This is a genomic window from Chelativorans sp. ZYF759 (genome assembly GCF_012911015.1).
Classification (GTDB): domain Bacteria; phylum Pseudomonadota; class Alphaproteobacteria; order Rhizobiales; family Rhizobiaceae; genus ZYF759.
This window is the reverse complement of record NZ_WVVV01000006.1, coordinates 110,469-132,722: the sequence shown is the minus strand read 5'-3', so window position 1 is coordinate 132,722 and position 22,254 is coordinate 110,469. Positions and strand designations below refer to the sequence as shown.

Below are 22,254 nucleotides of genomic sequence, written 5' to 3'. Positions count from 1 at the left end.
ACCGCCTCATGGCACGGGCACGGGTTCGGGCACAAGAAGAAGGCGCGCCTCCAGCGCGACCCGGTCGAAAGCAGGGGCGGCGCCTTCGCTTTCGACCGTGAGCGTGGCGGCCGCGATGCCCGCGCGCAGCGCCGCGGCAAACGGCTCGCCGCGTATCAGGCGGGCGATCGTGGTGCCGGCAAGCGCATCGCCGGCCCCGGTTACGTCGAGGATCAGGTCCGGGGGCGGCGGCGTGATGTCGAAAAGGGTCTCGCGATCGAAGCCGATGACGGGGCCCCCGCCTTGCGTAATGACCCCGCTTGCCAGCCCGGCCCCGCGCAGCGCGCGGGCGGCTCCATGCGCGTCGCCCGCGCCGCTGAGGACCTCCGCCTCGCGCGCATTCATGAAGAGGCATGCCAGCCGGCCGAGATGCGGCTTCAGCCGGCCGGCCTTGGCCGGCGAGATGGCGATGGCGTGAACGGGGCGCGTGCCGGCCGCCATGATGAGGCGCGCGATGGCCGCTTCGGTCAGGTTGGCGTCGGTGAGGATGCAGTCGGCGCCGGCAACGAATTCGCGCACGCCCTTGCGCCTCAGCTGACGCTCGAAGGCGGCCTCGTAGAGGCCCATGTCGGCCAGCGCCGCCACCACGTCGCCCGCCTCGTCGAGAATCGCGGTGTAGCTCGGCGTCGCGCGGTCGAGGAAGACGGCCGACCGGTCCTCGATGCCGGCTTCGGCAAGCGCCCGCGCCACCGTTTCGCCCGCCGCGTCGCCGCCACGAACCGAGGCGAGGGCCGCCTTGATGCCCTCCCGCCGCACGGCCCTCAGCGCATTCAGCGTACCGCCGCCGGCCTCCTCGCGCATGGTGCCGGGGTTGGAGGCGCCGGGCACGAAGGCGACAGCCGCGCGGCCCCGCCGGTCGACATGCGCCCCGCCCACGCCGAGAACCGTCGGGCTCATGGCGCGATTCGCCCCGGCAGGCCGCAAACGCCCCGCGCGGCGTTTCGTCCACCTTCGGGGGAACGTTGCGTCACGGGAGCGGACGAAAACAGAACATGATCGGAATAAACGTTATACATCAACGGGTTGGCGACCCTTGCAAAAACAGAACAAAAAAGGTACAAAAATCACTGGGACACCGGCTGGACCGGCTTTCGCTCATCACCAAGGGGTATGTATGATGGCACAGAACAATTTGCGGCTTGTAGAGGAAAAATCGGTGGACAAGTCAAAGGCCCTGGATGCGGCACTTTCCCAGATCGAGCGTGCCTTCGGCAAGGGCTCGATCATGCGGCTCGGCGCCAATGAACAGGTCGTGGAGATCGAGACGATTTCCACCGGGTCCCTGGGTCTCGACATCGCGCTTGGTGTCGGCGGCCTGCCCAAGGGGCGCATCATCGAGATCTATGGCCCGGAAAGCTCGGGCAAGACGACGATGGCGCTGCACACGGTGGCCGAGGCCCAGAAGAAGGGCGGCATCTGTGCCTTCGTGGATGCCGAGCACGCGCTCGATCCCGTCTATGCGCGCAAGCTGGGCGTCGACCTGGAAAACCTCCTGATTTCGCAGCCCGACACGGGCGAGCAGGCGCTGGAGATCTGCGACACGCTGGTGCGTTCGGGCGCCATCGACGTGCTGGTGGTCGATTCGGTGGCTGCGCTTACCCCGCGCGCCGAGATCGAGGGCGAGATGGGCGATTCGCTGCCCGGCCTGCAGGCCCGCCTGATGAGCCAGGCGCTGAGGAAGCTCACCGCCTCCATCTCGCGCTCCAACACCATGGTCGTCTTCATCAACCAGATCCGCATGAAGATCGGCGTCATGTTCGGTTCGCCCGAGACCACCACCGGCGGCAACGCGCTGAAGTTCTATGCCTCCGTGCGCCTCGACATCCGCCGCATCGGCGCCGTCAAGGATCGCGACGAGGTCACCGGCAACCAGACCCGCGTCAAGGTGGTCAAGAACAAGCTCGCGCCGCCCTTCAAGCAGGTCGAATTCGACATCATGTATGGCGAAGGCGTGTCGAAGACTGGCGAGCTGATTGATCTCGGCGTCAAGGCTGGCGTGGTCGAGAAGTCGGGCGCCTGGTTCTCCTACAATTCACAGCGCCTCGGCCAGGGCCGCGAGAACGCCAAGCAGTTCCTGAAGGACAATCCCGAGATGGCCAATGAGATCGAGCTGTCCTTGCGGCAGAATGCCGGCCTGATCGCCGAGCAGTTCCTCGAGAATGGCGGCCCGGGCGGTCTTGATGAGGATGGCGCCGAAGCAGCCGAGATGTAGGCCTCTTCTCATTCACGGCTTCATTGCCGCCGGTCACGGGATGCCCGTGGCCGGCGGTTTGCGTTTCAAAGACATCGCGTCGTTGCGCCTGCATCCATGCGTTTCTGGACAGTGCGCGGAGCGGACGCTAAAAGGCGCGGTCTCTTTCCCCGCGCACCACGCGCAGGCATTCACGAAGGCAGTGGCATGAGTGGCGTCAACGACATCCGGTCGGCATTTCTCGACTATTTCGGCAAGAACGGTCACGAGATCGTTGCCTCCGGTCCGCTGGTGCCGCGCAACGACCCGACCCTCATGTTCACCAATGCCGGCATGGTGCAGTTCAAGAACGTCTTTACCGGTCTGGAAAGCCGTCCCTATGACCGCGCCGTCACCTCGCAGAAATGCGTGCGCGCCGGCGGCAAGCACAACGATCTCGACAATGTGGGCTACACCGCGCGCCACCACACCTTCTTCGAGATGCTCGGCAACTTCTCCTTCGGCGACTATTTCAAGGAAAGCGCGATCGAGCTGGCCTGGAACCTGATCACCAGGGAATTCGGGATCGACGGAAAGCGCCTGCTCGTCACCGTCTACCACACCGATGACGAGGCGGCCGATCACTGGAAGAAGATCGCGGGCCTCTCCGACGACCGCATCATCCGCATCGCCACCAGCGACAATTTCTGGTCGATGGGCGATACCGGCCCCTGCGGGCCTTGTTCGGAAATCTTCTACGACCATGGCGAAGACATCCCCGGCGGTCCGCCCGGCAGCCCCGACGAGGATGGCGACCGCTTCATCGAGATCTGGAATCTCGTCTTCATGCAATACGAACAGGTCTCGAAGGAGGAGCGCGTCGACCTGCCGCGCCCGTCCATCGATACCGGCATGGGGCTGGAGCGCATCGCCGCCGTCCTGCAGGGTGAGCACGACAATTACGACATCGACCTCTTCAAGGCGCTGATCCGTGCCTCCGAGGATGCCACCGGCGTCAAGGCCGAGGGCAAGAACCGCGCCAGCCATCGTGTCATCGCCGACCATCTGCGCGCCGCGAGCTTCCTCATCGCCGATGGCGTGCTGCCGTCGAACGAGGGCAGGGGCTACGTGCTGCGTCGCATCATGCGACGCGCCATGCGCCATGCCCAGCTGCTCGGCGCCGCCGACCCGCTGATGTGGCGGCTCGTGCCGGCGCTGGTGCGCGAGATGGGCCAGGCCTACCCCGAACTCCAGCGCGGCGAGGCGCTGATCGCCGAAACGCTGAAGCTGGAGGAAAGCCGATTCCGCAAGACGCTCGCCCGCGGGCTCGGCCTTCTCAACGAGGCGACCGAGAACCTCGGCGAGGGCCAGAGCCTTGATGGCGAGACGGCCTTCAAACTCTACGACACCTACGGCTTCCCGCTGGATCTGACCCAGGATGCGCTGCGCCAGCGCGGCATCGCCGTCGATCTAGAAGGCTTCGACACGGCCATGGAGCGCCAGAAGGCCGAGGCCCGCGCGGCCTGGTCGGGCTCGGGCGAGGCGGCGACGGAAGCCGTCTGGTTCGCGCTGCGCGAAAAGCACGGCGCCACCGATTTCCTCGGCTACGCGACGGAAAAGGCAGAAGGCGTGGTCAGCGCCCTGGTGCGCGACGGCGCCGAAGTGACGAATGCGGCCGACGGCGATGATGTCGCGCTGGTTGTCAACCAGACCCCGTTCTACGGCGAATCCGGTGGTCAGGTGGGCGATACCGGCATCATTCGGGGCGAGGGTTTCGAGATTGCCATTTCCGAAACCCAGAAAAAGGCCGATGGCCTCTTCGTGCATCTGGGCAAGGTCTCGCGCGGCATCATCGCCACCGGCGCCATCGTCGAGATGGAGGTCGACCATGCCCGCCGCGCCCGCATCCGCGCCAATCATTCGGCCACCCATCTGGTGCATGAGGCGCTGCGCGAGGTGCTCGGCACCCATGTCGCGCAGAAGGGTTCGCTTGTCGCGCCCGATCGGCTGCGTTTCGATTTCTCGCATCCCAAGCCGATTTCCGATGCCGAATTGCAGGTCATCGAGGACATCGCCAACCAGATCGTGCTGCAGAACGAGCCGGTGACGACCCGGTTGATGGCCGTCGATGATGCCATCGCCGAGGGCGCCATGGCGCTCTTCGGCGAGAAATATGGCGACGAGGTCCGCGTGGTTCGCATGGGCACCGCCTTGCAGGGCGACAAGGCCGGCAAACCCTATTCGGTGGAATTGTGCGGTGGCACCCACGTGACGGCCACCGGCGACATCGGCCTGATCCGGCTTGTCGCCGAAGGCGCGGTCGCGGCGGGCGTGCGCCGCATCGAGGCGCTGACGGGTGACGCCGCCCGTCGTCATCTCGACGAGCAGGACCGGCGCCTGAAGGCAGCTGCGGCGGCGCTGAAAGTGGCGCCTGCAGAGGTCGTCAGCCGTCTTGAGGCCGTTCTCGACGAGCGCCGCAAGCTCGAACGCGAACTGGCTGAGGCACGCAAGAAACTGGCTCTTGGCGGTGGCGGAGCAGCCGGCGCCCAGGAGACCGAGACCGTCAACGGCGTGGGTTTTCTCGGCCGCGTGGTTGCCGGCGTGTCGCCGAAGGATCTGAAGCCGCTGGCCGACGAAGGCAAGAAGCAGCTCGGCTCCGGCGTCGTCGTCTTCATCAGCACGGCCGAGGACAACAAGGCCGCCGTGGTGGTCGGCGTGACCGACGATCTGACGGCCCGGCTGAACGCCGTCGAGCTGGTGCGCCTGGCCTCGGCGGCTCTGGGCGGGCAGGGCGGCGGCGGGCGGCCCGACATGGCCCAGGCCGGCGGCCCCGATGGCGACAAGGCGCAGGAAGCCATCGAGGCGGTCAAGGCCGCGCTCGCCTGAGGCAACTCAGGCGGCCGTACGGCCCATCTGCACTTCCGCCTCGCGGCCGTAAGTCTCCATGAAGGTGGCGATTTCCGGCTTCCATTCGAGCTGCTGGGCGTAAAGCCGCCCCAGCGCCTTGGTCAGCCGGCCTTCCTTGCCGAGCGCGGCGTCGGCAAAACCGATCATGCGCGAATTCGGCCAGATCTGCGGCCGGATCGAACGCAGATGCGCAAACACCTCGTCCTCGTCGGCTTGCGGGTGCAGCTGGCACAAAAGCGTCGTCATCGCCGCCGTCGAGCGCGACACGCCCATGTGGCAATGCACCAGCACATGGGCATCCGCGCCGATTGTCGGCTCGGCCGACAGTTCCTCGCCGAACTTCAGCACCGCCTCCACATCCTTCGGCTCTGGCAGGATCATGTCTCCCATCGGCTGGATGATGTCGTGAAAGCGCAGCGTGGTGCGGTGATGCCGGTCGTAGCTGGCGAAATCGTCCGGATCCGCGCGATCGGGATCGAGAATCGACAGCACATGGGTGACACCGCTCGAGCCATGCTGTTCCAGCTCGGTCAGCCCGCAAATGGTGAGAAGGGAGATGGAGAGGTCTTTCATGGTCGGATATCTGGGCTCCTGAAGCGAGGATACAAGAGGAAGATCACCTCCAAATGACAGAAGCCGCGGTGGGGTACCGCGGCTTCTGATGGATCGTCGGCAGCTTTCGCGCCAGTCGTCAGGCCATCGCCTTCTGAAGGTTCTCGTCAACCTTGTCGAGGAAGCCGGTGGTCGACAGCCAGGGCTGGTCGGGGCCGATCAGAAGCGCCAGATCCTTGGTCATGTGACCGGATTCCACCGTGTCGACGCAGACCTTCTCCAGCGTCTCGGCGAACTTCTTCAGATCGGCATTGTTGTCCAGCTTGGCGCGGTGTGCGAGGCCGCGCGTCCAGGCGAAGATCGAGGCGATCGAGTTGGTCGAGGTTTCCTCACCACGCTCATGCTGGCGGAAGTGGCGCGTCACGGTGCCGTGCGCTGCCTCGGCCTCGACGGTCTGGCCGTCCGGCGTCATCAGGACCGAGGTCATCAGGCCGAGCGAGCCAAACCCCTGCGCCACCGTGTCGGACTGCACGTCGCCATCATAGTTCTTGCACGCCCACACATAGCCGCCCGACCATTTGAGGTTGGCCGCCACCATGTCGTCGATCAGGCGGTGCTCGTACCAGATCTTGGCTTCCTTGAACTTCTGCTCGAACTCCGCCTCGTAGATCTCCTGGAAGATGTCCTTGAAGCGGCCGTCATAGACCTTCAGGATCGTGTTCTTGGTCGACAGATAAACCGGATAGCCGCGCTGCAGGCCGTAATTCAGGGAGGCGCGGGCGAAATCGCGGATGGAATCGTCGAGATTGTACATCGCCATCGCGATGCCGGCCGACGGCGCGTCGAACACCTCGTGCTCGATCGTCTGTCCGTCCTCGCCCACGAACTTGATCGTCAGCTTGCCCTTGCCGGGGAACTTGAAGTCGGTGGCGCGGTACTGGTCGCCGTAGGCGTGGCGCCCGACGATCACCGGCTTGGTCCAGCCGGGCACCAGGCGGGGCACGTTCTTGGCGATGATCGGCTCGCGGAAGATGACGCCGCCCAGGATGTTGCGGATGGTGCCGTTGGGCGAGCGGTACATGCGCTTCAGCCCGAATTCCTCGACGCGCGCCTCGTCCGGCGTAATCGTCGCGCATTTCACGCCGACGCCGTATTTCTTGATCGCATTGGCCGCGTCGACGGTGATCTGGTCGTCGGTCGCGTCGCGGCTTTCCATGCCGAGATCGTAATATTTCAGGTCGATGTCGAGATAGGGGTGGATCAGCTTGTCCTTGATGAACTGCCAGATGATCCGCGTCATCTCGTCCCCGTCGAGCTCGACGACGGGATTCTCCACCTTGATCTTCGCCATGTGCGTGCAGCCTCGTTCTTTGAAATCGGGACGCGACGTCCCTAATGTGTCTCGGAATGCGGCCCCTATAGCATTGCCGGCCCGCAAGGCAAACCGGGGTGAGGGGGCGTTGGGAGGGAACCGGCATGGGAAAGTTCGGCTTTGGCGAGCACGATACGGGGGAGGCGCGGCTTCGTTATGCCGAAATCGGTCCGCGTGACGCGCCGCTGCTCCTCTGCCTGCACGGTTTTCCCGAATACTGGGTGGCCTGGAAGGGCGTGATGGAGGCGCTTTCGGGCGATTTCCGGCTCGTCGCCCCCGATCAGCGCGGCTACAACCGCTCCTCGCGGCCGCAGGAAGTCGAAGCCTATCGCGGCAAGCGCCTCGTGGCCGACATCGCCGCGCTTGCCGATCACCTGTCGCCCGATGAACCCTTCGTCCTGGCCGGCCACGATTGGGGCGCCTCGGTCGCCTATGCCTATGCGTTCAGGCACCCCGAAAGGCTTTCCCATCTGATCATTGCCAATGGCGTGCATCCGGTCTGTTTCCAGCGCGCCATCTTCGACGACCCCGCCCAGCGCGAGGCCAGCCAGTACATCAACCTCCTGAAGAGCGACCGCGCCGAGGCGCTCCTGTCGGCTGACGGATACCGCCGGCTGATGGGCATGATCGAGAAATTCTCGACCGCCGATTTTATGGATGCGGAGACCCGCGCGGGCTATCTCGACGCCTGGTCGCAGCAGGGCGCCCTGACCGGCATGCTCAACTGGTACCGCGCCGCGCCGCTCGTCGTGCCGGAAGGCGGCGCCGTGCCTGGCGCCTCTCTTGTCCTGAAGCTTACCGAACTCGGCGGCTTCGAGGTGAAGATGCCGCATCTTCTTCTCTGGGGCGAGGCGGACCAGGCACTGCGGCCCTCCACGATCGAGGGGCTTGATCGCTACGCCCCGGACCTCGCCATCCGGCGCTTCGCCGATGCCGGCCACTGGATCCTTCACGAGAAGCCGGTCGAGGTGGCCCGCGCCATGCGGGACTTCCTCCGGCGCTGAAACCCGCGCCGGCTCTTCCGTTTTGGCGCCTGTCGTGCCAATGGCTGGCCAGCGAAGGAGCAGACGGACATGGCAGGCACGGCCAGCAACAAGCAACTCATCACGGACGGACCGGTCATCGTCCTGGTCGAGCCGCAGCTTGGCGAGAACATCGGCATGGTGGCGCGCGCGATGGCCAATTTCGGCCTGGCGGAACTGCGCATCGTCAACCCGCGCGAGGGCTGGCCCAACGAGCGTGCGCGCGCCGCCGCCAGCCGGGCCGATCATGTCATCGACGGCGCGCGTGTCTTCGAGACCGCCGAGCAGGCGCTGGAGGGCCTCGTCTTCGTCGTCGCCACCACGGCGCGCGAGCGCGACGGCTTCAAGACCGTGCGCGGCCCGGTTGAGGCAAGCAACCTGCTGCGTGCCCGCCATGTGGCGGGGCAGAAGACCGGCATCATGTTCGGCCGCGAGCGTTGGGGACTGACCAACGAGGAAGTCGCGCTCGCCGACGAGATCGTGACCTTTCCCGTCAATCCTGCCTTCGCCTCGCTCAACGTCGCCCAGGCGGTCCTTCTGATGTCCTATGAATGGATGAAGTCGGGGCTCACGCCCGAGACCATGGTGCCCTTTTCCGGGCCGGAATTCGAACCCGCCGACAAGGCCGCGCTTTTCAGCCTGTTCCAGCACCTGGAGGAGGCGCTGGAGGCGCGCGGCTATTTCCGCCCGGCGCCCAAGAAGCCGAAGATGATTGATGCCATGCGGGCCGTCCTGACGCGCCCCGGCTTCTCGGATTCGGAACTGAAGGTGCTGCGCGGCATCATCTCCTCGCTCGATTATTTCTCGCCCAATGCGCCGCGTGGCAGCGGCTATCCCGAACGCAAGGCGAAAGCGGATGCGCTGGCGGGCGGCCGGCAGCCGGTCGAAGAGGGCGACTGAGATGGACACCCGGCCGGTTCTCGTCTTCGATTCCGGCATTGGCGGGCTGAACGTGCTGCGCGAACTGCGCGTTCTCGCGCCCGATCGCCGCTTCGTCTACGTCGCCGACGATGCCGCCTTTCCCTACGGCGCGTGGGACGAGTCGGCGCTCAGCGACCGCATCGTGGAGCTCTTCGGCGGGCTCCTCGCCGAGCACGACCCGGTGGTCTCCGTCATCGCCTGCAACACCGCCTCCACCATCGTGCTGGCGCCACTGCGGGCGGCCTTTCCCGGACGCCACTTCGTCGGCACGGTACCTGCCATCAAGCCGGCGGCCGAGCGCACCCGCTCGGGCGTCGTCGCCGTGCTCGCCACGCCCGGCACGGTAAAGCGGCAATACACGCGCGAGCTGATCCGCGACTGGGCGCAGAAATGCCATGTCCGCCTCGTGGGCAGCGACCGGCTGGCCGGCCTTGCGGAGACCTATATGCGCGAGGGCCGTGTCGACGAGGAGGCCGTCCGTGCCGAGATCGAACCCTGCTTCGTGGAAACGGACGGCCGGCGTACCGACATCGTGGTTCTGGCCTGCACGCACTATCCGTTCCTGGTCAATCGTATGCGCAAGACGGCACCCTGGCCGGTCGACTGGATCGATCCGGCCGAGGCGATCGCGCGCCGCGCCTTGACGTTTCTGAAGGGTGATGAGGCGGAGGCGGACCGCGACGGACCGGACCTCGCGATCTTCACCTCCGGCACCCCGCCGCGTGCGACCGCCCGCCTGCTTCAGGGTTTCGGGCTGGCCACTTGATGCTCTCGGTCAGGCTGCGGCAAAGCCGTCGCTGAGCGCGACGTCGTGTTTGGGGTCGTGGATTGCCCAGCGATTGCGCCCGCTGCGCTTGGCCCGGTAGAGCGCCAGATCCGCCCGGTGCGCCGCTTCGTCGAGTCCTTCGCCCCGTGGCGACAGTCCGGCACCCATGCTGACGGTGATGGCAAGATGCGAGCCGTCCGGCAACGCGACCGGCTCATCGACAAGCCCCGCATGCAGCCGCCGCAGGCTTGCCTGAAGCCGATAATCTTCGCAGTCGGGAAGAATCACCACGAACTCGTCGCCGCCCCACCGTCCGCAGAATTCGCCCTCGCTGGTCAGCGCGAGCAGCCTTTCGGCAACCGCGATCACCACCGCATCGCCGGCCCGGTGACCATGCGTGTCGTTGAATTCCTTGAAATTGTCGATGTCGACGAGAACGAATCCGGTCGTCTGGTCTGCGCCGCCGGCGCGTTCGGCCTGCGCGAAGGCGTCGACCGCCCCGCGCCGGTTAAGGATGCCGCACATGGAATCCAGATAGGCGATGCTCTCGAGCCGTTGCGTCCGCTCGCGCACGGCGAACTCGAGTTCGTCCCGGTTGAGCTTCACCGCCGAGGACATGCGGTTGATCGTGGCGGCCATCCGGCCGATCTCGTCGCGGCCGAAACCATCGAGGCGGCGCGAGAAATCGCCGGCCTCGACGGAGGAGAGGGAGGCTTGGGCCTGGGCGAGCCGGTCGAGGACGCTGCGCTTGAACAGCCAGACCGCGAAGAACGCCACACTCGCCATCATTGTCAGGAGCAGGGCGCCAACGGGCAGGAACAGCCGCCGGTCGATGATGGCGTCCACGTCCATGACCGTGACATTGTACCAGCCCAGCTGATCGAGATAGCCGACCCCGACCAGGCGTTTGCGACCTTCCACCCGCATGAAGGTGGCGGAGACGGGCCTGTTCTCGCTCCTGGCGACGGTCATCATGTCGGCCAGTTCGGCCCGGTCGGTTGCGCGATCGAGCATGTGGAAGATGGTCCTGCGGTCCTCCTCCTGCCGCGTGATGCTGTGGAACTCGATGCGGCTTGCGTCGCGTGTCGCCTGGATGGCGCCGCCCTCGTCGACGAAGAGGCTTTCCACGCCGGTCTGGTCGCTCTCCACCACGTTGCGGATGAAGGTCGACAGGTCGATGCCCGTTCCCACCACGCCCAGCACGTCCTCGCCTTGCTGCACCACGCAGTTGATCCAGACCTTGGTCACCCGAAGCTCGTCGTCATTGTCGACATTGAGCTGGCAGCCCGGCCCCATGGCGGAGGTGGCGTAGTACCATCCATCGCGGGGATTGCTCGGCGAAAGCCTGTAGCGCAGCTGGTCGCCCGTATAACTGCCGTCGCGATCGTTGAAATAATAGTTGCCAGATGCATCGACGACGAAGAAGTAGCTGCCGTCCACGAAGGCCTGGCGATAGTGTTCCAGTTCCGCCAGCCCGCGATTGCGCAGCGGCGCTACCGATTCGGCCCGGGCCCAGTCCATGATTACCGGCGAGCGCGACAGCGTCTCTGCGAGCGCGACTTCGCGGTTGAGGGCGCCAAGCCCGCGCTGGCGATCATAGAGGATCTGCCGTTCGGCAAAGAGCGTGCCCAGCGTGAGTGTCGTGCTGCCGATGATCCATTGAAAGGCGAACGTGGCCGGGACGGCGAGCAGCAGAAGTGCCCCCAGCACCAGCAGCAGAACCTTCAGGCGAAGGCTCCGGGCGATCGTCGTCCAGACGCGCCCCACGGCAGATTGTCCCATTCCATTGTCCCCGGCGATTCTTTCGGCGTGCCGATCGACCGACCCCTGCGTAAACTTCGACGTAATTCCTGTAGATGACGTTAAGCCCCGCGCGGTTGACACGTGGCCGGCTTTCGCCTATTTCCGCGCCATTGCCGGGCCTTCGTGTCCGGCAATTCATTTGACGTGTCCCGTGGCCATTCCCGCAAAGCGTGCGCGGTCTGGCCTGTCGGGTTCCCGGTGAGGGAGCCAGAGGAGGGCGCGTTTCCTTCGTCCGTCACTTCCGGTGGCGGATACAAGCGTTTGAAAAGGAAATGCGATGAGCAAGCGCCATTCTGCGAAATACAAGCTCGACCGCCGTTTGGGCGAAAACATCTGGGGCCGTCCGAAGTCCCCGGTCAACCGCCGTGAATACGGCCCCGGCCAGCACGGCCAGCGCCGCAAGGGCAAGCTGTCCGATTTCGGCCTGCAGCTGCGCGCCAAGCAGAAGCTGAAGGGTCACTACGGCGATATCTCCGAGAAGCAGTTCCGCAAGACCTACGAGGAGGCCAACCGCCGCAAGGGCGATACGCCCGAGACCCTCATCGGCCTGCTGGAGTCGCGCCTCGACGCCGTCGTCTATCGCGCCAAGTTCGTTCCCACGATCTTTGCCGCGCGCCAGTTCGTCAATCACGGCCACATCAAGGTCAACGGTCGCCGGGTCAACATTCCGTCCTTCCGCTGCAAGCCGGGCGATGTGGTCGAGATCAAGGACGCCTCCAAGCAGCTCGCGATCGTTCTGGAAGCTTCCCAGATGGCCGAGCGTGACGTGCCGGACTACATCGAGGTGGACCACTCCAAGATGGTCGCCACCTTCGGCCGCGTTCCCGGCCTCTCCGATGTGCCCTTCGCGGTGCAGATGGAGCCGAACCTGGTCGTCGAGTACTACTCGCGCTGATCATGTTGCGCCGGACATCGCCGGATTGAATGCAGGCCCCTTTCGGGGCCTGTTTTCGTTTGGGCCTGCTCCCGGCGCGCGCGGCGGGGAGGAGGGGTGGCGCCCTCAGGAGATGAGGTTGAGCAGCATGAACATCGCCATGGACAGCAGCGCGGCTGCCGGCACGGTGACGATCCATGCCGCGATGATGGTGGTGAAGTGGGCCCGGCGCACCAGCTTGCGGCGAGCGATCTCTGCGCCCGCGCCCGAGGTCTCCCCGGCCACGCCGAAACTGTAGCCAGCGATGCCCAGGGGCAGGTCCTCCTCCAGTTCGCTCGGCATCTCGCGCTTGCGATCGGCCTTGGCCGCGGCTGCCTTCTTGCCGTTGCGGGCCTGGCGCTCGCGATCGACCTTGCGCTCCAGATAGGCCTTCCGGCGGCTTGAATTGGCCGTGTACCACTCGCGGAAGAAGCCGACGCCGAACACCGCCCCCACCGCCGTGTGGGTCGAGGAGATGGGCAGGCCGAGCGCCGAGGCCAGGATGACGGTGATGGCGGCGGCAATCGCCACGCAGAAGGCGCGCATCGGGTTCAGCCTTGTGATCTGCTGGCCCACCATGCGGATGAGTTTCGGCCCGAACAGCACCAGGCCGATCGAGATTCCGATCGCCCCGATCGCCATTACCCATAGCGGGATGCCGACGGCGCCGGTGACTTCATTGGCCTGGACGGTCGCCACGATCGCCGCCAGCGGCCCCACCGCGTTGGCCACATCGTTGGCGCCGTGGGCAAAGGACAGCAGCGCGGCCGAGATGATGAGCGGCATCTTGAAGAGCGCCCTCAGCGACTGGTTGCGGTTCTCCATGCCTTCGGACGCCTTGCGCACCTGGATGTGGGCCAGCGCCCATACGCCCAGGAACACCGCGATGCCCACGGCCGCGATCTGCCCCGCGCCCATCGGGATGACGCGCGACAGCCCCTTCATGGCGAGATAGGCGGCGAACGCCCCGCCCATGACGCCGATCAGCACCGGGACCCAGCGCCGCGCCGCGGCGATCTTGTCGTCCTGGTAGATGATGGCTTCCTTGATGAAGGCCAGGAACAGCGCCGCGATCACCCCGCCCATCAGCGGCGAGACGATCCAGCTGGCCGCGATCCCGCTCATCGTGAACCAGTTGACGGCCCACAGGCCTGCCGCCGCGATGCCGGCGCCCATCACACCGCCGACCACCGAATGGGTGGTGGAGACGGGCGCGCCGATCCAGGTCGCCAGGTTGATCCATAGAGCCGAGGAGATCAGCGCGGCCATCATCGCGTTGATGAAAATGGTGGGCTGGCCGACGCTTTCTGGCGCGATGATCCCGCGCGACACCGTCGCCACCACCTCCGCTCCGCCGATCAGCGCGCCGGCCGTCTCGAAGACGGCCGCGATCGCCAGCGCACCACCGATCGACAGCGCCTTGGAGCCGACCGCCGGCGCAACATTGTTGGCGACGTCGTTGGCGCCGATATTGAGTGCCATGTAGGCGCCGATGGCGGCCGCCGCCACGATGACGACCGCGCCCGGCTGGCCCATCACATAGAGCGAGGCGATGACGGCCGACAGTGCCAGGAAGAGCAGCGCCAGGCCTGGCGCCACCAGCCCGCGGGAAAGGAAGCTTGCCGCCTCGCCGACATGGACGAACTTGTCGAGATCCTTGTCGAGCGTGTCCTTGCGGCTCTGGACGCTTGTATCTGCCATCGGTTCCGGTGATTGCGTTGGGGGCGGCCGACCGACCGCCGCGTGACGACAACCGGATTAGGTGGCTAATGTTCCCGGTGCAAGGCAGGAGTGGCCGCCGACTGCCTTCAGGCAGCCGATTTCTTTGGATTCTGCCCGAATTCGACAATCAGCTCGGCAAGGTCGGGCTCATTGACGAGGTTTGCGGCCTCGGTGGGCTCGAACCATTGCCGGGTGCGACGCTTCTTTTCGGGCCATTTGTCGGCGGTTTTCTTCACCTCGAGCGGGAAGACCAGCACCTGGCAGCGCCGCTCCAGCCCGGTCGTCAGCCGCTTGCCGTAATAGTAGCTGCCGAGCTCTGTGGTCGTGATCCGTCCGGAAATGCCGGCTTCCTCATGTGCTTCGCGCGCGGCGGCTTCGCTCAGGCTTTCCATGCCCTCGGGCCAGCCCTTGGGCAGCACCCAGCGGCGCGTTTCCCGGCTGGTCACCAGCATGATTTCGAAAGCGCCCTTCTTGCCAAGGCGCCAGGGAAGGGCCGCCACCTGCAGGCGCGGGGGCGGGCTGCCGAACAGGCTGCGCAGCCTCTCGGAAAGCAATATTCTCTTGCCCTGGCTCCACAGCATGGGCTTCCAACTCCCTGGTCTATCGTCTGATCTGCGAACCAATATCGTGTATCGGATCGAAAATTCAAATCATGCCGAGAGCAGGGCGAAAGCGAATCGCCCCGTCACGCCATGACGATAGCATGAACGGGATTCGTTATCTTTTGGAATGGCTTTGCCCCGTTCAGCGGGGCGCATCCTGCGAGATCGGCTTCTGGTAGGCGAAGCCCAGATCCCAGGGGAAGTAGATCCAGGTGTCCTGCGAGACCTCGGTGATGAAGGTATCGACCATGGGTCGGCCCTTGGGCTTGGCGTAGACCGCCGCGAAATGGGCCTGGGGCATCATCGCCCGCACCACGGCGGCCGTCTTGCCGGTATCGGTGAGGTCGTCGACGATCAGCACGTCCTTGCCCTCGTTCTCGAGCAGTTCAGGCGTGATCTCCTTGAGCACCTGCAACTCGCCCTGCTCTGAATATTCGTGATAGGAGGCCACGCACACCGTCTCGATCAGCCGGATATCGAGTTCGCGCGCGATGATGGCGGCGGGCACCAGCCCGCCGCGCGTGATGCAGACGATGGCGCGCCATTTGCCGTTCGCGCTGGCCAGCCGCCAGGCGAGCGCGCGCGCGTCGCGGTGGAACTGGTCCCAGGAAACGGGAAACGCCTTTTCGGGAAACGTCATCTGTCTGCACTCCGGAGGGGAATGCAGGCGGAATTAGACGTAAAGGCGCCCTGTTGGCAAGGGCCTCACGCTCAGCGCGACATGAAGGTGGCGCAGGTCATCGATTGCATGAGCGACCGCGTCACGCCCCCGAAGAAGAATTCCTTGAGCCGCGACTGGCTGTAGGCGCCGGTCACGAGCAGGTCGGTGCCGGCATCCGCGACATGGTTCTGGATGATGTCGGCAACCGACACGTCGCCCGAGCGCTGGTTCTGGATCGTGATCTTCACGCCGTGGCGCGCCAGCGCGCCGGCGATCGCCGTGCCCGAGAAGACGTCATCCTGGCCGACATTGGTCTCCGCGTCGACGACCAGCAGCGTCACCTCCTTGGCCGCCTTGAGGAAGGGCAAAGCATCGAAGGCCGCGCGCGCCGATTCGGACGAGCCGTTCCAGGCCAGCGCAACCTTGGGAAAAGGCGGCTCGACCTTCATCGCATAGGGCACGAACAGGACCGGCCGACCCGAATGGAACAGCAGCGCCTCGAGATCGGCCACGATCGACTGTGCCTCCGGATCACGCTGCTGGGCCACGACGAGATCCGCGCAGCGCGCGCTTTCCAGGCCAGACACGGCGCTGTCGCCCGAATAGCTTTCCATCGCCCGCCATTCGCCCGAGATGCCGCCGGAGGTGCAATGCTTGGTGAAGATCGCCTCGATCTCGGCCGCGCGCTCGCGCGCCATCTCGCTGCCCGCCTCGATGAAGCCGGTATCGGGAATTCCCATCGGCGTGGCATGCGGGATCGGCAGCGCCTCGGCATGGAGTCCGATCAGGTGAGCCTCGTGCTTGACGGCGAGCGGAATGGCGCAGTTGAGCACGCGCGCGGCGTCTTCCTTGCCCTGCAGAATGGCGAGAATGGTCTTGAAGCTCATGATGATGGTCCTCCTGGCGGCATGCGGTGCACGCTAGCAGCGATCCAAGAGCAATCCTTGATCCAACGCAAGCATTGGTGAGGCTCAGCCGGCGAGCCCGGCCAGCATCTTGCGCACCGCTTCTTCGGCGCGCGCCAGGGCATCGGCGTCGCGCGAGCGCACCACCAGCTCGGTCCAGAAGGTGCCATCCTGATATTTGGGATAGGAGCCGATGATGGTGTCGGGATGGGCCTTCTGGATCTCTCCCAGCGGCCCGCCGATCGTGCCTTCGCCGAACGGGCAGTGGATGCTCGTCGACATCAGCTTGGTCCCGGCCTTGAGCGTCGGGACCACATTGTCGAGCATGGCCTGGAAGATCGCCGGCACGCCCGCCATGACATGGACGTTCTCGATGCGGAAGCCGGGCGCGAGCGAGACGGGATTGTCGATATGCTCGGCGCCCACCGGCATGCGTGCCATGCGCTTGCGCGCCTCGGTGAACTCGATCTCGCGCTTGGCGTAGTGCTGTTCGAGCATCGCCAGCGCCTTCGCATCGTGCACGCAGGGCAGGCCGAAGGCTTTCGACACCGAATCGGCGGTGATGTCGTCATGCGTCGGCCCGATGCCGCCGGAGGTGAACACGTAGTCGGTGCGGGCCCGCAGGGTGTTGATCGCCTCGACGATCGCCGCCTCGTCATCGGCCACGATGCGCACCTCCACGAGATCGATGCCGATGGCGGTCATGATGTCGGCCAGATGCCCGATATTACGGTCCTTGGTGCGCCCCGACAGGATTTCATCGCCGATGACGATCATGGAGGCGGTGACGGTTTGGCTCATCTGGGGCGATCCGGTTGCGTGGAGCCTTGCACATAGCGCCGGGGAGGGGGCGCGGCAATCTCTCCCCCTCGCGCATCTTCCGGCTTGTCCGGTGTCGGCGAACGGCTAGTCTCGCGGCGCAACCGGGGGCCTGCCTATGGACTGGATCGCGTTTCTCCTCATCGTCGTCGTCGTGCTGCTTGGGGCGGCCCTGGCTGTCGGGCTCTATCTGGCCCGCGCCACGCGCCGCATCGCCGCCGAGGCCGAGCGGCTGGTGCCGCCCGGCGGCCGCTTCGTCGATGTCGACGGGGCAAGGGTGCATTATGTCGAGCAGGGCGAAGGGCCGGTGATCCTGATGATCCACGGGCTGGGCGGCCAGCTCCACCACATGCGCCGCCCGCTGATGGAGGAATTCGGCCCGGGCTACCGGCTGATCTCCGTGGACAGGCCGGGTTCGGGCTATTCGACAAGACCTTCCGGCCGGGCCGATCTCGCCGGCCAGGCGCGTTTTGTCGCCCGCTTCATGGAGACGCTCGGCATCGAGCGCGCGCTGCTTGTTGGCCATTCTCTGGGCGGCGCGATCGCGCTGCGCGTGGCGCTCGATTATCCCGGCAAGGTTGTCGGGCTGGCGCTCCTGGCGCCGCTGACGGGCGAGCTCGGCGAGGTGCCGCCGCAATTCCGCCCACTGATGATCCGCTCGCCCTTCCTGCGCCGGCTGGTGGCCGGCACGCTCGCCGTCCCGGCCTCTGTCCGCAACGCCGAGGCGACGCTGGATTTCGTCTTCGGCCCGCAAAAATCGCCGCAGGATTTCGCGGTTGCGGGCGGCGCCATGGTCGGCCTGCGCCCGAGCCATTTCATCGCCACCTCCGAAGACATGGTGGCGCTCCACGACGACAGGACCGACCGCACGGCGCGGTATGGCGAGATCAGGGTGCCGGTGGGCATCCTCCATGGCGATGCCGACCGGGTGCTGAACATCGACGCGCATGGCCGCGCGATGGTCGGCCGGATTCCCGGCCTGGAACTGGAAATTCTCGAAGGTGTCGGCCACATGGTGCAATATGCCGACACGCCGCGCGCGGTCGCCTTCATCCGCCGCATCGCCGAGCGTTCATTTGCGCCTTGATCGCCCGTGCGGCCCCATGGTCTATACGCGGCCACGCGGACGTGGCGAAACTGGTAGACGCAAGGGACTTAAAACTCCCCTGCATCCGAACGGCAATGATTTCAATGAGTTATGGGGAACAATTTGGGCTGTATTTTCACATCGATATTCTGCAATTCGAGGTTGAGTTGATGCAACTACTTGTGGATTATAGTGAAATTTTGCTGCGTGAGTGGAGAATTCCCACAAACTTTCCCAAAGCGCGGCCGGAAGGGATATCGCGACAAAAGTTGTGACAAATGAGATGGCGTCAAGCGCCTGCCGTAGGTCGAGAGGACGGGTTAGGGGGGAGATGTGAAAACGCCGTTCAACTGGCAATGCGCCTTCTGCGGTCAGACCACAACCATCACAAGTCCAAACTTCGACGAACAATTTCATCGCATCGAGACCAGCCTGTCTAACCACGGCGACATCGGCGTATTGGTGGCCGCAATAGCCTGTCCCAACACAGAGTGCGCGGAACTGACCCTTTCTGTGGGCTTGATGAAGGCAGTACGCCAGCCGGGACTCTGGGTCAGTGGGCAAGCCCTGCGGGTATTTCCACTATTGCCTCGGTCGAGGGCGAAGCCCCAGCCTTCCTACATACCTGCAAGCATCCGGGCCGACTACGAGGAGGCCTGCCTGATCCTGCGTGACAGTCCCAAGGCCTCAGCCACCATGGCAAGACGATGCCTTCAAGGGATCGTGCGAGACTTCTGGGGCATACCGCAGAACAGACGAGGCAATCTCGGCGCTGAACTAAATTACATCCGAGAGGAGCTGACGCCGGACACTTGGGACGCCATCCACGCGGTCCGCTCGGTTGGCGATATCGGCGCTCACATGGAAAAGGATGTAAACGTTGTCGTCGATGTGGAGGCAGAGGAAGCCGAACTCTTGGTCGGTTTGATCGAGACCCTCCTCTCGGATTGGTACGTCGAACGGCATAAGCGAACCGAGCGCAATCGGGCGCTTAAGGAACTTGCCGAAAGGAAGCTATCGCAGAAGCGAGAGGCCAAAACAAAGTCCGCTGCCATCGGAGCAAACGATGGACAGAAGGGATCGCAGGACATCAGTTGAATAGGCTGGCAACATGTGACAAACCCGGTGACAAATGCCGACGTTTTGTCACGCGGACGTGGCGGAATTGGTATACGCAGCAGACTTAAAATCTGCCGGTCTTTCAGAGACTTACGGGTTCAAGTCCCGTCGTCCGCACCACTTCTAGATGGGACTTAAAATCCCTCGACTTCGGTCATGCGGGTTCGAGCCCCGCCGTCCGCACCAGATTGACATGCGTCGATGAGGGCCAGTGTTTGCCGTCAGTCGCCTTGCCGCAGCTCTTCTCGCAGGCCCATTTCCCGACCCGTCACTATTTTAGCGTGCAGGAGTCGACAATGAATACGCTTTCTGATTGTGTTCGGCTGGTCGCGTGAAGACTTGCATTCGCGGCGATCCCAGGGGAGGGAATATGAGACTTCTTGTTTCGTTGCTCGCGATGGCCTTCTTGATATCTACGCATGCAGCGTCTGCGCATGGTGGGGGCTGTCGGAAGAGTTCGCCGCCTGGACAATGCTGCCACATGGACAACAGCACGGGGACCGTGCACTGCCATTGATGTGAACAGCGGCCCGAGAAATTTCTCGGGCCGTCTGCAGTTCCACCAACCGCCCCGCAGCGTTTGCGACAACGCGCAACCGAACGGCAAGGAGTGAATCGATCCCGGCGTCCTGCGGCCGATCGAGGGCCCGGCCTCAGCCCGCTCAGTCCCGCCCCAGCCCCCCATACACCGCCCGCTCATAGGCCTCATAGGCCGCCATCAGCGTCTCGTCGGCGAAGGGGGCGAGCTGGGTCATGAAGAGGCCGGCGATGCCGGTTTGGGGATCGAGCCATGAATGGGTGTTGAGCGCGCCCGCCCAGAATTGCGAGCCGGCCCGGCGGCGCCCCGGCGCGTCCTCGTCCAGCCGGCACCAGGCGAAGGAATGGCTGAGCGCGAGGCCCGGGAAGGGATCGTGGTCGCGCGAAACGCGCGGGGCGATCGAGCGCAGGGGCGAAACGGCGATCCCGCCGCTGCGCGCCGCCAGCAGGGAGGCCACGCTTTCGGGTTTCAGGATCCGGTTGCCGTCGAGCTCGCCGCCCCTGAGCACCATGCGCAGGAAGCGCCCATAATCGTGCGTGGTGGAGTAGAGCGCGTGCCCCATGCCGTAAAATTCCGGCTGGGGCGCCGGCCCGCTGCGCGACGGCCGAAACCCCGCGCCGTCGCGCGACACGGCGTCCGCGAGCCTGCCGTGGAGCTTCTCGTCGAGTTCGAAAGCGGTCGAGCCCATGGCGAGCGGCTCGAATATCTCCTGGCGGCAGAAATCGTCGATGCGCCGCCCGTCTGCCGCCTCCACGACACGCCCCAGCCAGTCGACGCCCGGCCCGTAATGCCATTGCGTGCCGGGGTCGCTGACCAGCGCATAGTTCAGGGCCGAAAGCTTGCCCGAAAAGACCGTCGGATGCCCGGTGATCTCCATCCAGCGTTTGGTGTCGGCGTTCCAGTATTCATAGGCGAGCCCGGATGTGTGGCTCGCCAGATGGGCGACCGTGCAGACCGTGCGCTGTTTGCGCAGCCGCGGCGTCTCGCCGTCAAAGCCCTCCAGCACCGGCAGGTCGTCGAAGGCCGGCAGGATTTCGCCCACCGGCGTGTCGAAGCCGAACTTGCCGCGCTCGATCAGGATCATCGCCGCCAGCGCGCCGATGGCCTTGGTCTGGGAGAAGATGCGCAGCACCGTGTCGTCGGCGGCCGCTACGCCCGGCCGTGCCACGCCCGCCGCGTGGCAATGAAGCGTGGCTTCTGCGCTGACGGTCTGGGCCACCAGAAAGGGGGCCGCCTGCGCGGCCACGGCCCGGTCGAGAAGCGCGGCGATCTCGCCCATGCCCCTCTACGGCCCGTCGATCAGTTCGATGACCGGCTCGGGATTGATCTCCCCGTCATAGCTCGCATCCACGTCGTAGCGCACCAGCGTGAAGGCGCCGGAACGGAAGATCCACTTGCCCGAGGCCGATGCGTCGCCCACCCCGCGCCATTGCGAATGGGCCGTCATGGTCAGCGTGTCCGGGTCGTAGTCGGAATTGACCAGCTCGGGCCGCGCCGTGAAGCCGATCACGTCGATCGAGCGCACGCTCTCCCGCGTGTCGTCGTCCTCGTAGCGTATGTCGAGTTCGGGGACGACGAAATTGACGGGCATGATCTCGCCCGCCGCCTCGGCGAGATAGTGGACGTGGAATTCGTTATAGGCGCCGCGCGTGCAGAAGAAGCGGATCAGCCGTGCCTCCTCCATCTCGCTGTCCCAGGCACGGCGGAATTCGATTCTGAAGCTTTCCGGCGCAGGCAGGTCCTCGGCGGCGATATGGTCGCGCAGGCAGCTTTCGCCGAACCCGGCCTCGAACATGGTCGTGGCTTGCTGCAGCACCAGGTCGGTGGCGGGCAGTTCCGGCCCGTCCTGCGCGCAGCGCTGCGGCAGGGCGGCCTCGAGCGCGGCGTCGGTCGGCTCGATCAGCCCGTCGGCGATGCGGTAGGGCGCGAAATCGTCGGCCGCGTCCGACTGGTCGAGAACCGTGTAGCAGCCGGCCAGCACCTGCGTCTGCCCATCCTCGCCGGTGACGGCCACCGCCAGCGGCACCGCGAAGCGCCGGTCGGGTGCCTCGCCCTCGGCCAGCGGCTCACCCGTGACGACCCGCATCTGGCTGGTCCCGGCAAAGATCTCCGCGAAAGCCTCGGCCGTGTCGGCGGGCCGCTCGTCGAAATAGGACATGGCGCGCCCGTGCTCGGCGCGGTTGATGGCGTTGTAGAGCGATTTCACCAGCGCGGCGGGCGAGGACCGGTCGTCGAGATAGGCCGGTTCGCCGGCCAGCGCCGGCGGCGCGCCAAGGAGGCAGAACAGAGCGGGCCAAAGCCGATGCCGCATGTCGAAATCTCCGAATCGCGCCGCA

General features: G+C 65.4%; 19 protein-coding genes and 1 tRNA gene. 9 read left to right on the top strand and 11 right to left on the bottom strand.

Annotation, left to right across the window (positions count from 1 at the left end):
- Window positions 1-6 precede the first annotated feature (6 nt).
- Window positions 7-936 (bottom strand): carbohydrate kinase family protein, encoded by a 930-nt coding sequence (locus GRZ55_RS11840; protein WP_169287139.1) that lies wholly within the window; start codon window positions 934-936, stop codon window positions 7-9.
- Between the two features lie 220 nt (window positions 937-1,156).
- Between GRZ55_RS11840 and recA the strand changes: the two genes are divergently transcribed.
- A complete protein-coding gene (recA, locus tag GRZ55_RS11835) occupies window positions 1,157-2,251 on the top strand; it encodes a recombinase RecA (RefSeq protein ID WP_169287138.1) in 1,095 nt (364 codons plus the stop codon).
- Between the two features lie 186 nt (window positions 2,252-2,437).
- On the top strand, window positions 2,438-5,095 hold the full coding sequence (gene alaS / locus GRZ55_RS11830; protein ID WP_169287137.1) for an alanine--tRNA ligase: 2,658 nt from the start codon (window positions 2,438-2,440) through the stop codon (window positions 5,093-5,095).
- A gap of 6 nt (window positions 5,096-5,101) precedes the next feature.
- Here alaS and GRZ55_RS11825 read toward each other — a convergent pair whose 3' ends face one another.
- Complete coding sequence (locus tag GRZ55_RS11825) at window positions 5,102-5,689, bottom strand: tyrosine phosphatase family protein (protein WP_169287136.1); 588 nt, start codon at window positions 5,687-5,689, stop codon at window positions 5,102-5,104.
- A gap of 118 nt (window positions 5,690-5,807) precedes the next feature.
- Window positions 5,808-7,019, bottom strand: coding sequence for an NADP-dependent isocitrate dehydrogenase (locus GRZ55_RS11820; RefSeq protein WP_169287135.1), 1,212 nt, complete (start codon window positions 7,017-7,019; stop codon window positions 5,808-5,810).
- Between the two features lie 125 nt (window positions 7,020-7,144).
- Between GRZ55_RS11820 and GRZ55_RS11815 the strand changes: the two genes are divergently transcribed.
- From GRZ55_RS11815 to murI, 3 genes are all read left to right on the top strand, one after another.
- Window positions 7,145-8,044: an alpha/beta fold hydrolase gene (locus GRZ55_RS11815; RefSeq protein WP_169287134.1), complete on the top strand. Its 900-nt coding sequence runs from the start codon at window positions 7,145-7,147 to the stop codon at window positions 8,042-8,044.
- A gap of 69 nt (window positions 8,045-8,113) precedes the next feature.
- Complete coding sequence (locus GRZ55_RS11810; protein ID WP_169287133.1) at window positions 8,114-8,962, top strand: RNA methyltransferase; 849 nt, start codon at window positions 8,114-8,116, stop codon at window positions 8,960-8,962.
- 1 nt (window position 8,963) lies between these two features.
- A complete protein-coding gene (gene murI / locus GRZ55_RS11805; RefSeq protein WP_169287132.1) occupies window positions 8,964-9,749 on the top strand; it encodes a glutamate racemase in 786 nt (261 codons plus the stop codon).
- Between the two features lie 9 nt (window positions 9,750-9,758).
- On the opposite strand, the gene GRZ55_RS11800 is transcribed toward murI, so the two are convergent.
- Window positions 9,759-11,531: a GGDEF domain-containing protein gene (locus GRZ55_RS11800; protein ID WP_210257328.1), complete on the bottom strand. Its 1,773-nt coding sequence runs from the start codon at window positions 11,529-11,531 to the stop codon at window positions 9,759-9,761.
- A 298-nt stretch (window positions 11,532-11,829) separates the two neighbouring features.
- On the opposite strand from GRZ55_RS11800, the gene rpsD reads away from it, so the two are divergent.
- Window positions 11,830-12,447, top strand: coding sequence for a 30S ribosomal protein S4 (rpsD, locus tag GRZ55_RS11795; protein ID WP_169287131.1), 618 nt, complete (start codon window positions 11,830-11,832; stop codon window positions 12,445-12,447).
- 105 nt (window positions 12,448-12,552) lie between these two features.
- On the opposite strand, the gene GRZ55_RS11790 is transcribed toward rpsD, so the two are convergent.
- The 5 genes from GRZ55_RS11790 to GRZ55_RS11770 form a co-directional block, all read right to left on the bottom strand.
- Window positions 12,553-14,166, bottom strand: coding sequence for an inorganic phosphate transporter (locus GRZ55_RS11790; RefSeq protein WP_169287130.1), 1,614 nt, complete (start codon window positions 14,164-14,166; stop codon window positions 12,553-12,555).
- Between the two features lie 107 nt (window positions 14,167-14,273).
- Window positions 14,274-14,768 carry an NUDIX hydrolase gene (locus tag GRZ55_RS11785; protein ID WP_169287129.1) on the bottom strand — a complete coding sequence of 165 codons (495 nt, stop codon included), beginning with the start codon at window positions 14,766-14,768 and terminating at the stop codon, window positions 14,274-14,276.
- Window positions 14,769-14,931: 163 nt separating this feature from the next.
- Entirely contained in the window at window positions 14,932-15,429 is a 498-nt protein-coding gene (gene gpt / locus GRZ55_RS11780) for a xanthine phosphoribosyltransferase (protein WP_169287128.1), read from the bottom strand.
- A gap of 71 nt (window positions 15,430-15,500) precedes the next feature.
- Complete coding sequence (locus GRZ55_RS11775; protein ID WP_169287127.1) at window positions 15,501-16,337, bottom strand: universal stress protein; 837 nt, start codon at window positions 16,335-16,337, stop codon at window positions 15,501-15,503.
- Between the two features lie 84 nt (window positions 16,338-16,421).
- Window positions 16,422-17,156 (bottom strand): competence/damage-inducible protein A, encoded by a 735-nt coding sequence (locus GRZ55_RS11770; RefSeq protein ID WP_169287126.1) that lies wholly within the window; start codon window positions 17,154-17,156, stop codon window positions 16,422-16,424.
- Window positions 17,157-17,292: 136 nt separating this feature from the next.
- Between GRZ55_RS11770 and GRZ55_RS11765 the strand changes: the two genes are divergently transcribed.
- The 3 genes from GRZ55_RS11765 to GRZ55_RS11755 all read left to right on the top strand — a co-directional run bounded on the left by GRZ55_RS11765 (window position 17,293) and on the right by GRZ55_RS11755 (window position 19,500).
- Window positions 17,293-18,261: an alpha/beta fold hydrolase gene (locus GRZ55_RS11765; protein ID WP_169287125.1), complete on the top strand. Its 969-nt coding sequence runs from the start codon at window positions 17,293-17,295 to the stop codon at window positions 18,259-18,261.
- 333 nt (window positions 18,262-18,594) lie between these two features.
- Window positions 18,595-19,359, top strand: a complete 765-nt coding sequence (locus GRZ55_RS23435) for a DUF4145 domain-containing protein (RefSeq protein WP_169287124.1) — start codon at window positions 18,595-18,597, stop codon at window positions 19,357-19,359.
- A gap of 52 nt (window positions 19,360-19,411) precedes the next feature.
- Window positions 19,412-19,500, top strand: a tRNA-Leu gene (locus GRZ55_RS11755).
- Window positions 19,501-20,042: 542 nt separating this feature from the next.
- Here GRZ55_RS11755 and GRZ55_RS11750 read toward each other — a convergent pair.
- Both GRZ55_RS11750 and GRZ55_RS11745 read right to left on the bottom strand, forming a co-directional pair.
- The gene (locus GRZ55_RS11750; protein ID WP_169287123.1) at window positions 20,043-21,197 is read right to left on the bottom strand and encodes a serine hydrolase; all 1,155 of its coding nucleotides are present in this window, start codon (window positions 21,195-21,197) and stop codon (window positions 20,043-20,045) included.
- A gap of 6 nt (window positions 21,198-21,203) precedes the next feature.
- On the bottom strand, window positions 21,204-22,229 hold the full coding sequence (locus GRZ55_RS11745; RefSeq protein ID WP_169287122.1) for a DUF1176 domain-containing protein: 1,026 nt from the start codon (window positions 22,227-22,229) through the stop codon (window positions 21,204-21,206).
- Window positions 22,230-22,254: the final 25 nt, after the last annotated feature.

Bases quoted from the DNA above. Each gene is read 5' to 3' on its own strand.
- GRZ55_RS11840 (WP_169287139.1), bottom strand. From the start codon at position 936: ATGAGCCCGACGGTTCTCGGCGTGGGCGGGGCGCATGTCGACCGGCGG.
- recA (WP_169287138.1), top strand. From the start codon at position 1,157: ATGGCACAGAACAATTTGCGGCTTGTAGAGGAAAAATCGGTGGACAAG.
- alaS (WP_169287137.1), top strand. From the start codon at position 2,438: ATGAGTGGCGTCAACGACATCCGGTCGGCATTTCTCGACTATTTCGGC.
- GRZ55_RS11825 (WP_169287136.1), bottom strand. From the start codon at position 5,689: ATGAAAGACCTCTCCATCTCCCTTCTCACCATTTGCGGGCTGACCGAG.
- GRZ55_RS11820 (WP_169287135.1), bottom strand. From the start codon at position 7,019: ATGGCGAAGATCAAGGTGGAGAATCCCGTCGTCGAGCTCGACGGGGAC.
- GRZ55_RS11815 (WP_169287134.1), top strand. From the start codon at position 7,145: ATGGGAAAGTTCGGCTTTGGCGAGCACGATACGGGGGAGGCGCGGCTT.
- GRZ55_RS11810 (WP_169287133.1), top strand. From the start codon at position 8,114: ATGGCAGGCACGGCCAGCAACAAGCAACTCATCACGGACGGACCGGTC.
- murI (WP_169287132.1), top strand. From the start codon at position 8,964: ATGGACACCCGGCCGGTTCTCGTCTTCGATTCCGGCATTGGCGGGCTG.
- GRZ55_RS11800 (WP_210257328.1), bottom strand. From the start codon at position 11,531: ATGGGACAATCTGCCGTGGGGCGCGTCTGGACGACGATCGCCCGGAGC.
- rpsD (WP_169287131.1), top strand. From the start codon at position 11,830: ATGAGCAAGCGCCATTCTGCGAAATACAAGCTCGACCGCCGTTTGGGC.
- GRZ55_RS11790 (WP_169287130.1), bottom strand. From the start codon at position 14,166: ATGGCAGATACAAGCGTCCAGAGCCGCAAGGACACGCTCGACAAGGAT.
- GRZ55_RS11785 (WP_169287129.1), bottom strand. From the start codon at position 14,768: ATGCTGTGGAGCCAGGGCAAGAGAATATTGCTTTCCGAGAGGCTGCGC.
- gpt (WP_169287128.1), bottom strand. From the start codon at position 15,429: ATGACGTTTCCCGAAAAGGCGTTTCCCGTTTCCTGGGACCAGTTCCAC.
- GRZ55_RS11775 (WP_169287127.1), bottom strand. From the start codon at position 16,337: ATGAGCTTCAAGACCATTCTCGCCATTCTGCAGGGCAAGGAAGACGCC.
- GRZ55_RS11770 (WP_169287126.1), bottom strand. From the start codon at position 17,156: ATGAGCCAAACCGTCACCGCCTCCATGATCGTCATCGGCGATGAAATC.
- GRZ55_RS11765 (WP_169287125.1), top strand. From the start codon at position 17,293: ATGGACTGGATCGCGTTTCTCCTCATCGTCGTCGTCGTGCTGCTTGGG.
- GRZ55_RS11750 (WP_169287123.1), bottom strand. From the start codon at position 21,197: ATGGGCGAGATCGCCGCGCTTCTCGACCGGGCCGTGGCCGCGCAGGCG.
- GRZ55_RS11745 (WP_169287122.1), bottom strand. From the start codon at position 22,229: ATGCGGCATCGGCTTTGGCCCGCTCTGTTCTGCCTCCTTGGCGCGCCG.